This window comes from Gimesia sp., from assembly GCF_040219335.1.
In the GTDB taxonomy this organism is placed as follows: Bacteria; Planctomycetota; Planctomycetia; order Planctomycetales; family Planctomycetaceae; genus Gimesia.
In genome coordinates this window covers 128,927-141,511 of the sequence record NZ_JAVJSQ010000012.1, presented here as the reverse complement: position 1 = coordinate 141,511, position 12,585 = coordinate 128,927, and the positions used below count along the sequence as shown (strand labels likewise).

Sequence of the window (12,585 nt, the reverse complement as noted above, 5' to 3'; positions counted from 1 at the left end):
CCAGAGCCAGCCTGAGCTGGCAGGGACTCGTATCTGGAGAAACGAATATGCTGCATACGGTAGTCATGGCGGGGGGAAGTGGTACGCGTTTCTGGCCCCAGAGTCGCAAAGCGATGCCCAAGCAACTGCTCAGACTGATCGGCGAGGAGACGATGATTCAGGAGACCGTAGGTCGCTGTCGTCCGCTGTCGGAAGCTGAGCAGACCTGGATCGCCACCAATGCGACACTGGCACCAGAAATCCAGCAACAGCTTCCTCAGTTGACGGCGGATCATATTCTGGTCGAGCCAGCCCCCCGAAACACAGCCCCCTGTATCGGGCTGGCTGCCATTCATCTGCTGAAACAGGATCCCGAAGCGATCATGCTGGTGGTTTCCTCGGATCATGTGATTCAGCCCGCGTCCGGCTTTCAACAGACAATCCAGCATGCAGTCAATCTGGTGAATGCGAAGCCTGAGCGCCTGGTTCTGATTGGAGTCTCCCCGAATGCAGCTGCAACCGGGTACGGATATATTCAGACGGGTACGAGGATCAACGAGGAAGCAGGACCGGCGATGCAGGTCGCCGCTTTCAAAGAAAAACCAGATCTGGAAACCGCACAGCAGTATCTCGACAGTGGTGAATATCTCTGGAACTGTGGCATCTTCGTCTGGAAAGCACAGACGATTCTGGAATCCCTGAAACAGCGGGAACCGGAAATGTACGCGGCATTGAATCGTATTGCCGACACCATTGGTTCTGCTGAATATGACTCGGTTCTCACAGCCGAGTTTAGTGCGATGAACTCCATATCGATCGACTATGCCGTCCTGGAACACTCGAAAACAGCACTGGCAGTCGTGCCGGCTGAATTTGAATGGGACGATGTCGGCAACTGGAGTACGCTGCAGAAGTATTTCCCCTCAGATGAGCAGGGAAATACGGTAGTGGGTCTGCACTGCGGGATTGAAACATCGGACTGCATCATTCGCACGACAGACGATCATCTGGTGACGACTTTCGGTGTGAGCAATTTTCTGATTGTGCATACGCCAGACGCGACACTAATCGCACCACGAGATGATGAAGCAGCCATCAAAGATCTGGTGAACGCCGTGAAGGAGCGAGGTTATGAACAATACCTCTGAGACAGAGGGAACGGTCGAATCTGAGTTCCCCACGGAGGGCCGATTGCTGGGCCTGGATTACGGTACCAAACGGGTTGGCATTGCCATCTCGACGGCAGAACAGAATATTTCGAGTCCTCTGGATAATTATACGCGGCAGTCTGTCGAGCAGGACCAGAAGCACCTGCAGAAAATCATTACGGAGTACCAGTGCAAGGGACTGGTAGTCGGGCTTCCCGTACACATGAGTGGAGATGAGGGCCAGAAAGCGAAAGAGGCCCGCCAATTTGGCGACTGGATCAGTCAGTTTGCCGGGATTCCGGTACGCTACTGGGACGAGCGTTATTCATCTGCTACTGCCGAGGAATTCCTGATGAATATGAGCATCAGTCGGAACAAACGAAAAGCCTACCTCGATAAACTGGCCGCTCAGATCATCTTGCAGTCGTTCCTGGACAGTCCGAATCGCGATCAAAAACCGGAATCTTTTTGACCCCCAGCGACGCTGTTTCCCTATAATGGACGAAACCTGTTTGGGTACAGAAGCATGTCAGATCAGAAACAAGAACGGTCATTAATGAAACATCAGCCACTGGATCGTGAAGAATACATCGAACAGGTCTACTTCTTCCGTAACTATCGCGAGCGGCTGGAAGACGCGGTCCCTTCACAAGTAATCCTGGCGACGATCTACGAAGAAATTCTGGCAACCACGAAATTGCCGATGGCGATTGATTTTCTGAAAGGGGAATTGCTGCTCACCGGTCGTATCTCCGACGGAATGCAGAAGCTTTCGCATTACTTCACTCCTTTTCAGGCGTTCATTCTCAAAAGTGCCGAGGAAGAGAAATCCAAGTTTGATCAGAAGACGGCACTGATGGTTCTGGAACGTGAGGCCGAGTATCGATCAGAAAACTCCAGCAGTGCCGGTCTGTTTATCTATCAGTTTGAATGCATCTCGCGCAACCGTCTGGGCTATCACCTCGGACTGGAAGCAATCTCCCAGGACACACAGTACAACGCCGACTGGGCGGAATGGATTCGCAAACTCAAGATCCAGCTGGGCTCGGTCGATTTTGCAGATCTACTCTATTTAAGATCTCAGCATTTTGTCGATGAACAGAAACGCATCCCGGGTAACGCGGACTTTGAGCCTTCGTACCCAATTCTGTTCAGCGTACAGGACGGACGGATTGCCAAGGCTAACCACAACCGGGATCCCCTGTATATGTTTGCGGCTTTGCAGCGCCAGCTGGGTTACCCCAAGGTTCCCCGCAGCTTGGCCAAACCGGATAAACCTGTATTTCATCCCGCTTTAGAAGCGAGGCTGCACAAAATTGAAATGCGACTGCAACTGATCGACGCAGAGCTCAAAGGGAAATTCGATTTGAAACAGTTCATGGTCAAAGACAAGAAATTTGATGATCTCGACCTGAACAAAAACCTGTAAACATCAGACCAGATATTTGCCCGGTTTTCTGATTATCACTTGTCAAAGACCAGCCTGATTACCTAATATAATCATATCGAAGCTGTACTTATCGCATGATCAGGCGCAACTGATCGGTAAACTGGAAAGTTTCTTGAGAATTTAACGCATCGATTTTGTCTCATTAACATTCAGGAGGTACCATCCGCCCAGCTTTGTTACACGTTCCCGCCTAAAACCACTTGAGAAATGCCTTTGATTTCCCACCTTTAACCTACACCCACCTTATGTAGGACAGTTAGAAAGGCTCACGAAAATGTCTACGATCACTATTGATGCGCCTGAAGCGCGCCCACTGTATCCATCCACAACTGCTCACCACCAGACACAATTTCAGTCGATTTTTAAAACCATTATCTGGTCTGCTGGTGTGATTTTATTCTGTCTGGCGATGTTTGATTTTTATGCCCAGACTTACGCACATGAGACCGAGATAGCTTTGCAGAAAGCCCAGGCTGCTAAGCTCGATCTCAACAAAGACCTGAGAATGTCTGACATCACTCCGTTCATCTCAGGTTCTCCCAGCATCAGCACTCTGCCTGCTGACCGCTACACTCACATGTGCAAGGAAATGAAGCAATATACCTGGAACGGGTTCTTCAAAACCTACACTCTGTCTCTCTATGTTGGTCTGGGTGAAAACCCATCGATCGACTTCGTGCATGGCCCCGGCGATGTGGTCGAAGAGAGACAGAGACCCCGTGCCCCTCAGATTAAAAAATTAAAAATCTGATTTAAACCGGCACTGGTTGAACATCAGCCTTGAGCAGACTATAACGACTGCTCAAGGCTTTTTTTATTGATCAAATTATGCAGACACTGCGATTGCTCACACACCGGCTACGACACAGAACAGCAAGAAAGAATCATGGAACGCATCGAAGGCCATCTCTATGACTATCCGAAATACTACGATCTGATCTTTGGTGATGACTGGAAAGCGGAATTTGACTTTCTGCAGAACTGTTTTAAAAAACATGCCACACGAAAAGTCAAAAGCCTGTTCGAGCCTGCCTGCGGGACCGGGCGACTGTTGATTAAACTGGCCCAGGCTGGTTATAAAGTCGCCGGCAATGATCTCAACCAGCATGCGATCAAATACTGCAATGATCGCCTGGAACGCGGCGGCTTTCCCCGTTCTGCAGAACTGGGTGACATGTCTGACTTCAAACTCAAACGCCCCGTGGATGCTGCTTTCAACACGATTAACAGCTTCCGTCATCTGCCCAGTGAAGCCGCAGCTGAAAATCATCTGAAATGCGTGGCCGAGGCCCTGAAACCCGGAGGCCTGTATATTCTGGGACTGCATCTGACCCCCACCAAAGGGGAACCCATGCAGAGCGAGAGCTGGTCAGCGCGGAGAGGCAATCTGCAGATCAACTCACACATGCAGTCGATCTGGACGGATCTGAAAAAGCGGAACGAACACCTCGAAATGACGTTCGACGTTTACACGCCGTCGCGCCAGTTTCAGTTGTTTGATACGATGGACTACCGCACCTATACCGCACCGCAGTTCAAAAAGCTGCTGTCCAAAGTTCCGGAGCTGGAAGTGGTCGAACTCTACGACTTTATGTATGAGATGGATTTCACCATCGAAATCGATGCTCGCACCGAAGATGTCGTTTTTATTCTGCGAAAGAAATAGTCGACAATAACAGCTCAGCACAACCAGCGATTAACCTTCGCTGGCTTCTGCGTTCGGAATGACGCGGGTACCGATATTCTCACCCGCGACAGCCTTCTCGATGTTCCCGGTCTTACGGAAGTTAAATACCAGAATCGGAATGCCGTGCTCCATGCAGTGATGCAGAGCCTGAGCATCCATGACCTGCAGGTTTTTGTGCAGCACGTCCTGGTAACTGATTTCCGAGAAGCGAACGGCATGTGGGTTCTTTTCAGGATCGTCTGAATAGATGCCATCAACCTTGGTGGCTTTGAGCAGGATATCAGCGTCGATTTCACGCGATCGCAGAGCAGCAGCCGTGTCGGTGGTCACAAAGGGACTTCCTGTTCCTGCAGCCAGAATCACGACGCGCCCTTTTTCCAGATGACGGATGCAACGTCTTCGGATGAACGGTTCCGCGACCCCTTCCATGCGGATAGCGGTCTGCAAACGAGTTGCCACTCCAGCCATCTCCAAAGCATCCTGCAAAGCCAGACCATTGATAACGGTTGCCAGCATCCCCATGTAATGAGCGGTGGCCGGGTTAATCGAACCGCTGGAAGAGGAGAACTGCTTACCCCGCAGGATATTTCCCCCACCACAGACAATCGCCAGTTGCACTCCGGAGTCAACAAGCCGCTTGATCTGTGCGGAAATGGACTCCAGCTCCGACATGCTGATGCCCCCTTCCCCATCGCGGCAGAAAACTTCACCGCTCAATTTAAGCAGAACACGCTGGTAGGCAGGTTTCAACAGGGGAGCAGGAGAATCATTCATCCTTGGATTCCTCGATGTCAGAGGGGTTGCTGAAAAGTAGGTATTGAGTGCAGTCAGTGTAGAAAAAGACGCACGCGCGCCCGGGGCACGCATGCGTCTTTCAATTTATATTCTTAGCCGCCAATCGCCCAACGGGTGAATGAAACAGCTTCCAGTCCTTTTTCTGCCAGAGCCTGGCTGACGGTCTTGGAATCATCAACGGCAAACGGCTGATAAACCAGTACGCCCTGTTCAACAAAGAAAGTCTTCATCCGGCCATCAACGATTTTCTCGATGATGTTATCCGGCTTGCCAGTTGCTTTTGCTTCTTCAACCAGGCGGTTCCGCTCTTCTGCAACGACAGCAGAATCCAGTTCATCTTCTTTAACAACAGTCGGCTTCAAAGCCGCGATGTGCATTGCAACGCCACGCAGCAGCTCTGCGTCTGCAGACTCACCAGCAGCCTGGAACAGTACGCCGGTCTTGCCGTCATGGTGCACATAGCTGCCACTGGGAGCTTTGGCCCGTGCGATTTTAGAAACGACGATCTTTTCGCGGATCTTATTCAGCATGTCCATGAAGTCATCGTTGAGAGTTTTTCCAGCTGCCTTTTCGGAGTCGAGTTTCAGCAGGTCTTCAACGGTGTTGACTTCCGGGTTAGCCAGCAGCTGTGCGGCACAGGCGTTGGCGAAGTTGGTCAGGTCTTCTCCACCGGCAACCGGCGCTGATTCACAGACGATTTCCAGCATGACAGTGTTAGAACCATCATCGCTGGAGAGGACTGTAATCCGGCCTTCGCTGGTGGCATTATCACTTCGCTTCAGCTGAATTTTACCGGCTTCTTCACGCAGAATTTCGATGGCTTTATCCTGATCGCCACCAGCTTCCTGCAGTGCTTTTTTGCATGCCATCATTGGCAGGTCGGTCATTTCGCGTAAGGCTTTCACGGCTGCAGCTGTAATTTCAGCCATTGTCAGTCATCTCCTTCGAAAGCAATTCACTGGGAAATTGCTCTTAATACTAATCCGATGTAATTGTTGATATTCACTGTGCTGCTGCCGACCGGTCAACCAACCGGAACAGCAGCAGTCACGCTTACTGTCTCTTAATGACACGAAATTACAGAGAAGGTACCGGCTTCAGTTCTTCTTCGCCGCCTTCATCTTCATCTTTTTTACCGGTATCCGGCAGATTGCCTTTGCCAGAAACCACGGCTGCAGCCAGCTGATTCATGACCAGACGGATGGAACGAATGCTGTCGTCGTTACCTGGAATCGGCAGATCGACTTCATCCGGATCGGAATCGGTATCAATCAGGCCAACAACTTTGATTCCCAGGATGTGGGCTTCGTGTACCGCATTCTTTTCCTTGGTTGGGTCGACAACCACCAGTGCTTCGGGCAGGCGGTTCATGGTGCGGATACCATTCAGGTTACGGTAAACCTTGCGTTTTTCCCGCATCAGGGTCGACTGCATCTTCTTGGAGTAGGAATTGATTTCACCGGTTTCTTCCAGTGATTCCAGTTCTTCCAGACGCTTCAGACGATTACGAACGGTGCGGAAGTTGGTCAGAGCACCACCCAGCCAGCGTTCGGTCACGTAAGGCATGCCACAAGCGTTGGCTGCATCGCGAATCGGGCCCTGTGCCTGCTTCTTGGTTCCGACGAACAGAATCAGGCTGCCCTGTGAAGCGACCCGTTCCAGATACTTTTTACCACGCAGAATGCCGCGGACAGTCTCTTTCAGGTCGATGATATGAATCTGGTTACGACGTCCATAAATGTAAGGACGCATTTTAGGGTTCCACCGGCTGGTCTTGTGACCGTAGTGAACACCCGCTTCGAGAATATCTTTAACGACTAATTCAGACATCTTTGAACTCCTAATGTAAAGGGCACATGACCTGCCAGGGGTCACGTTCTTAAGTGAATACAATCATTAGACTTATCCAATGAAGGCGTCTGTCATGGCATTCCAGATCATTAAGCGCACTCTGAGCTGACAACACCGCTGAGTGCGAGTGAGTGGATCCTATCTGAGTTATTCGCGCCCGTCAAACCATGCGACCGTTAATTCAGTGAATTGAATCGAATTTGAAGCTGACGTTCTAAGAAGTTGGGCTCATCCTGAATGCCTCGAGTCGATATACTCCAGAAAAACCGGTTTAAGTTAAGAATCTGTCAACTGTTGCGAATGCATCTCTACACAGGATTAAGGCATTCCACAGCGACTCGATTGAAAAGCAACCATGTCATCTACCCTGCATACATTTTCCACCACAACCCAGGAGCTCAGGGACTCGCTGCGCGCTCTGGAACAGCAGTCCGCTCAGTTGGAACTCCCCGGCCTGGAAGGCCGTGAATGGTTTGAAATTCTGGAGCGGAAACTGATCCCCCAGCTGTCTGACCAGATTTACCTGGTAGCGGCTGTCGTTGGCGGCACTAATATCGGCAAAAGTGTGATCTTCAACCATCTGGTGAACCAGCAGTCCAGTGCCATCAGCCCCCTGGCCTCTCAGACGAAACACCCGGTCTGCCTGGTCCCCACTGGGTTTGAAGACCGGCATAATCTGTCAAAAGTCTTTCAGGGGTTTGAACTGGTCCCCTGGTCGTCAGCAGAAGACCCGCTGAGAACTGATGAACAGCACCTGCTATTCTGGCAGGAATGCGGGAGCCTGGCCCCCAATCTGCTGGTGCTGGACACACCAGACATCGACAGCGACGCCGAAGTCAACTGGGAACGGGCCGAACGGATCCGCCAGTCAGCCGACGTTCTGGTCGCTGTCCTCACGCAACAGAAATATAATGACGCTGCAGTAAAACAGTTCTTCCGCGAAGCCGCGCGGGAAGAGAAAGTCATCATTACGGTATTCAACCAATGCCAGCTTCCCGAAGACGAAGAATACTGGCCGCTCTGGTTGAACACCTTCTGCCAGGAAACAGGCGTGAATCCTGAGCTTGTTTTCATCGCCCCTAATGACCGACAGGCTGCCAACAATCTGCAGCTCCCCTTTTATCGCCGCGTGTTCGAGCCGACACCAGAAAACAGTGGCGACTCATTAACAGCGGAAACGCCTGATACCGACTCCGCCCTGAACCTGATGCAGGTCCTCTCAGAACTGCATTTCGATGAAATCAAAGTCCGCACTCTCAAAGGGGCTCTGTATTACCTGAGCAACCAGGAGACCGGCGTGCCTGCATATCTGCGGGAAATCAAAACGCGGAGCCAGGAATTTCTGGCGGCTTCCCAGTTGCTCTCAGAACATGAACTGGCCGAGATTGACAACTGGCCGCTGGTTCCCAACACCGTCATCGTGCATTCCATTCGCAAGTGGTGGCAGGAACAGCGGGAAGGCTGGTCCGCTCATGTACACGGCTTCTACAACGCGATTGGCAAAGGGGTTCTCTGGCCTGTCCGCTATCTGCATTCGTTAACTACCGAAGAGAAACGTCCTCCCATGGAACTGTACCGTGAGCAGGAGTGGTCGGTGGTCCTGCAGACAGTGGAGGGCATTTACGACCGACTGACCCTGGTCAGTGAGCTGGGAAATGAACTGCTCACCAGTCGCCTGAAGTCACTGCTCCGAGGAACCTCCCGTGAAGAGCTACTCAAAATTCTGCACCAGGAACACGCGGCCTTTGATTTCAATGGTCAGCTTGAGGAACTCGTCGACCGGGAAATGACGTTCTTCAAAGATGAGAGCCCCCAGTATTACACATTCCTCAAGCAACTGGATCGCGTGGCGGCCGTCGGTCGTCCCGCTCTGAGTGTCGGCCTGTTCTTTGTCGGTTTCGGAGCAGTGGGTGATGTGGGCACACAACTTGTGACCGATACCATGATTCAATCCGTGGTCAACGTCACCGGCGATGTTGCCGGCGGTGCAGCAACAACCACGTTCGGGGAGACCGCAGTCAGCAGTACCGCAGCGACAGGCATGGGCTATCTGGAAGCCAAGTTTCGCAGATTCCATGCGGTCTTTGCTCAGAAACGGACGGAATGGCTGGCGACCGCGATTCGCGAACACTTGCTGAAGACATTACCCGAAGAGTTAAAATCGGCAGTCTCTCTACCTGAGAGTGAAACTTACCAGGCGGTCCAGAAACTGACAGCTCAACTGGAAACGGAACTGAAACAACTGCAGGTCTCTCTCTGACCCTGACCTCGTGAAAGTGAATTTGACACAGGACTTCGTGACTTATGCCTACGTCGGAAATTGCACAGATAGAAATGCTGGCAGCCGTGGATGGATTGATCCAGCAACTCACGAACTGGAGCCAGAAGTCCACCGGCTGGAGGACGGCACAGCAGTGTCAGGCCGTTATCCAGCAGCTACTGCCCCGTCTGGACATGCTGCGGGTCCGACTGGAATCCCCGCTGGTAATTGCCACATTTGGCGGGACCGGAACCGGGAAAAGCAGTCTGGTCAACGCACTGGTCGGCTCTTACTGCACAACCTCTGGCCGACAGCGTCCCACCACCACTCAACCGGTGCTGATTGCACACCCCGACACCGACCTGGACCGGCTGGGGCTCGATCTGAGCCAGTTTCAGGTGGAACAGAAACCCCTGGATCAATTGCGAAACATCATTTTGATTGATTGCCCGGACCCAGACACTTCAGAAGAAAGCGAAGGAGAAAACAATCTCACACGGCTACAGCATATCATTCCGCTCTGCGATATCCTGCTGTATGCATCGACGCAGCAGAAATATCGTTCTGCACGCGTTTCGGACGAGTTGCGCGAGGCAGCTGTCGGACGTCGCCTGATTTTCGTCCAGACCCACGCTGGCCTGGACGAGGATATCCGTGACGACTGGCGCGAGCAGCTCTCGCAACAGTTTGAAGTTCCTGAAATCTACTTTGTCGATTCGGTTCGAGCCCTGGAAGACCAGCTCGCAGACCGGCCCATCGATCCGGAATTTGCCAGCCTGCAGAATATTCTCAGTACACAACTCGGCAAGTCCGAACGCCTGCAGGTTCGTCGCGCCAATCTGCTGGAACTGATTCAACATGCCATCGATCACTGTGCGCAGAAGTTTGAGCAGAGCCTCCCCGAAATCCGCGAACTGGAATCGTTTTTAAAACAGCAGCACGTGACGCTCACAACCCAGATGTCGCAGGAACTTCGCTCGGAGCTCCTGATCAGCCGCAATCTCTGGGAACGCAGACTGCTCTCCAGCATTTCTGATTCCTGGGGGGCGAGTCCCTTTGCAATGATGCTCCGGCTTTATAACGGCTTGGGAAATCTGATCGCATCCGCCAGCCTGTTCCGCGCCCGTAACTCAGCTCAGGTCGCGCTGATTGGCGCTCTGCAGGGAGCACGCTGGCTCGGGGATCGTCACAAAGAACAGGCCGCCGAAGATCGACTGAAACGCATCGGCTCCTTTGGTCTGGATGACAATACTTTACGTGAATCACAATTGCTGATTGACGGCTACACCCAGGCAGCCGGCCTCGAGAACCAGCCGCAGTTGACCGACTCGCTGGAACGACTGCAGACCGAAGCCGCCCATGTCGAAGAAGAATTTCTCAGTGATGCCGGCACGAAGATCGATGGTATCATCGGTAAACTGGCGCGCAAGAATTCGGGATGGTTCACGCGACTGGTTTACGAAAGCCTGTTTCTGACCTTCGTGATTTATGCCCTGGTCCGCATCGGCAGGAACTTCTTCATGGATTCCTTTTTCAATGAGTCCCGGATTCTGCCCATTGATTTCTACGTGACCGCGGGCGTCATTTTCCTGATCTGGACCGGATTCCTGGTGATGATGTTCACGCGCAAACTCAAACGCGGGCTGGAACAGGAAATCAACCAGCTTTCGGATCAGCTCGCCCAGGCGAAACTATCGCACGGTCTGTTTCCACATCTCGAGCAGGAATGCCGCCAGGTTCACAGCCTGCAGCACTCCCTGGTACGCATGGGGGGCGAGGTCCATCACCTGCGGACGGAAATCGCTTCTTCCCGAATCCTGGGTTCCTGGAAAGTAAATGAGCCGACCGGAAAAGCCGGCTCAGGAGCGTCACACCTCAGCTCACAGTGAGCTTATTTGCGATTGTAGAACATCTCAGCGATGCTGTAGGCATTCAGTGAACCGGAGCGGCTGACTTCTTTGCCATCGACAACCAGAATGAGTGTGGGTAGTGACTGCACGTTATACTTATCCGTGAGTCCCGGATGTTGATCCACGTCAATCACGCGAATGTGGCTGGATTGACTTTCGCCGATTTCCCAGTTCTTGTCTCGCAGTGCGGGAAATTCGTTATTCTTCATCTGCACACAGGCTGGACACCAGCTGGCAGTAAACAGAAGAATCTGATGATTGGAAACATCTTCTTCCACTTGAAATAACTTGACTACGTTTTCAGGAATGGCAGGCACTTCCACGGCCTGCATTGGTGCCAGAGAAAGCGACAGCACCATTGTTGCTGGAATAAGCGTATTCATTGTGATCCGTTACAATTTGAAAAGAGTCATTTCGAAACGTCATTTACAATAGTCGACCACAATAGCGGGTCGAACTAACCGGTTCAACCGTTAAAGTCGACTCAAATTGACAAGATTCCGATTCCCGGTTATAGAGTTTTTTTGACTCTTTCTAGAGATTCCTACTTACACTGCCTTCCACTATAACCCCCTAAGATTCACCAGATAAAAGACTTACCCCCTCGCCACTACGGACGATTTCTCGTCGTAGATTGGTCTTGGATAAAACAACGTAAATCGGTTCCAATACGCTGCCTGCACTACCCCAACCTCTTACTCGATGGAAAAGACACCCTCATGACCTGGTTGAAAATGTTCCTGCTGTCGATCATTCAGGGAATCACCGAATTCCTGCCCGTCAGCTCATCTGGACACCTGGTCATCGTTGAAAGCTTTCTGGAAATCCAGTCAGACCAGACCGACGTAAATATCGTCCTGCACGCAGGCACGCTACTGTCGATTCTGATTTTCTACCGACGGACGATCTTTCGACTGCTCAGCCAGGACATGCGCGTCATCCCACTGCTGATCGTTGGCACGCTGCCGGTCGTGGTAATTGGCCTGGCCGCGAAAAAATTCGCCGAGCATTATCTGGAAAGCTCACTGCTCGCGGGCTGCATGCTGCCCATCACTGGCCTGTTTCTATTGATGATTCCCCGCATCCCACAGACCGATAAGAGCTACACCGAGATCACCTACAAACAGGCGCTGCTGATCGGTTTCGCACAGGCGTTTGCGATACTTCCCGGGATCTCACGCAGCGGCAGCACCATTGTGGCTGGGCTGCTGATGGGACTGTCGCGACAGTCGGCGGCAACCTTTTCTTTCCTGCTGGCGATCCCGGCCATTTCGGGAGCAACTATCCTGGAAACTGCAGAGATTATCTCCAAAAAGGACCTGACCACTCCCCTGAGCCTGCTGGCTGCAGGGGCCGTCATTTCAGCAGTGGTCGGAATCGTCGCTCTCTGGCTGCTCGTACGCTGGCTGGAGAAAGGCAAGCTGCACTACTTCGCCTACTGGTGCATCCCGCTGGGAATCATCATTGTGATTATCCAGCTCATGCAACAGTAGTCAGGCGGAGCT

At 52.1% G+C, this 12,585-nt stretch carries 12 protein-coding genes; 8 read left to right on the top strand and 4 right to left on the bottom strand.

The features are described from left to right. Window positions 1-47 precede the first annotated feature (47 nt). The 5 genes from RID21_RS11075 (at window position 48) to RID21_RS11055 (ending at window position 4,243) form a co-directional block, all read left to right on the top strand. A complete protein-coding gene (locus RID21_RS11075; protein ID WP_350188892.1) occupies window positions 48-1,127 on the top strand; it encodes a mannose-1-phosphate guanylyltransferase in 1,080 nt (359 codons plus the stop codon). Next, window positions 1,111-1,599 carry a Holliday junction resolvase RuvX gene (ruvX, locus tag RID21_RS11070; protein WP_350188890.1) on the top strand — a complete coding sequence of 163 codons (489 nt, stop codon included), beginning with the start codon at window positions 1,111-1,113 and terminating at the stop codon, window positions 1,597-1,599. The genes RID21_RS11075 and ruvX overlap by 17 nt, the downstream gene beginning before the upstream one ends. Before the next feature lie 84 nt (window positions 1,600-1,683). Continuing rightward, window positions 1,684-2,556, top strand: coding sequence for a hypothetical protein (locus tag RID21_RS11065; protein ID WP_145193818.1), 873 nt, complete (start codon window positions 1,684-1,686; stop codon window positions 2,554-2,556). Between the two features lie 295 nt (window positions 2,557-2,851). Then, window positions 2,852-3,328 carry a hypothetical protein gene (locus RID21_RS11060; RefSeq protein WP_350188888.1) on the top strand — a complete coding sequence of 159 codons (477 nt, stop codon included), beginning with the start codon at window positions 2,852-2,854 and terminating at the stop codon, window positions 3,326-3,328. Between the two features lie 135 nt (window positions 3,329-3,463). Continuing rightward, on the top strand, window positions 3,464-4,243 hold the full coding sequence (locus tag RID21_RS11055; protein ID WP_350188886.1) for a class I SAM-dependent methyltransferase: 780 nt from the start codon (window positions 3,464-3,466) through the stop codon (window positions 4,241-4,243). A gap of 30 nt (window positions 4,244-4,273) precedes the next feature. Here RID21_RS11055 and pyrH read toward each other — a convergent pair whose 3' ends face one another. The 3 genes from pyrH to rpsB form a co-directional block, all read right to left on the bottom strand. Further along, the gene (gene pyrH, locus RID21_RS11050; RefSeq protein WP_145041688.1) at window positions 4,274-5,038 is read right to left on the bottom strand and encodes a UMP kinase; all 765 of its coding nucleotides are present in this window, start codon (window positions 5,036-5,038) and stop codon (window positions 4,274-4,276) included. A 113-nt stretch (window positions 5,039-5,151) separates the two neighbouring features. Further along, complete coding sequence (tsf, locus tag RID21_RS11045) at window positions 5,152-5,988, bottom strand: translation elongation factor Ts (RefSeq protein ID WP_350188884.1); 837 nt, start codon at window positions 5,986-5,988, stop codon at window positions 5,152-5,154. 148 nt (window positions 5,989-6,136) lie between these two features. Then, window positions 6,137-6,889: a 30S ribosomal protein S2 gene (gene rpsB, locus RID21_RS11040; RefSeq protein ID WP_145041690.1), complete on the bottom strand. Its 753-nt coding sequence runs from the start codon at window positions 6,887-6,889 to the stop codon at window positions 6,137-6,139. Between the two features lie 376 nt (window positions 6,890-7,265). Between rpsB and RID21_RS11035 the strand changes: the two genes are divergently transcribed. Both RID21_RS11035 and RID21_RS11030 read left to right on the top strand, forming a co-directional pair. Then, complete coding sequence (locus RID21_RS11035) at window positions 7,266-9,170, top strand: GTPase (protein WP_350188882.1); 1,905 nt, start codon at window positions 7,266-7,268, stop codon at window positions 9,168-9,170. Between the two features lie 44 nt (window positions 9,171-9,214). Further along, a complete protein-coding gene (locus RID21_RS11030) occupies window positions 9,215-11,059 on the top strand; it encodes a GTPase (protein WP_350188879.1) in 1,845 nt (614 codons plus the stop codon). Between the two features lie 2 nt (window positions 11,060-11,061). On the opposite strand, the gene RID21_RS11025 is transcribed toward RID21_RS11030, so the two are convergent. Next, window positions 11,062-11,463 carry a thioredoxin family protein gene (locus tag RID21_RS11025; RefSeq protein ID WP_145186590.1) on the bottom strand — a complete coding sequence of 134 codons (402 nt, stop codon included), beginning with the start codon at window positions 11,461-11,463 and terminating at the stop codon, window positions 11,062-11,064. A 336-nt stretch (window positions 11,464-11,799) separates the two neighbouring features. Between RID21_RS11025 and RID21_RS11020 the strand changes: the two genes are divergently transcribed. Further along, the gene (locus RID21_RS11020; protein WP_350188877.1) at window positions 11,800-12,573 is read left to right on the top strand and encodes an undecaprenyl-diphosphate phosphatase; all 774 of its coding nucleotides are present in this window, start codon (window positions 11,800-11,802) and stop codon (window positions 12,571-12,573) included. Window positions 12,574-12,585 lie beyond the last annotated feature (12 nt).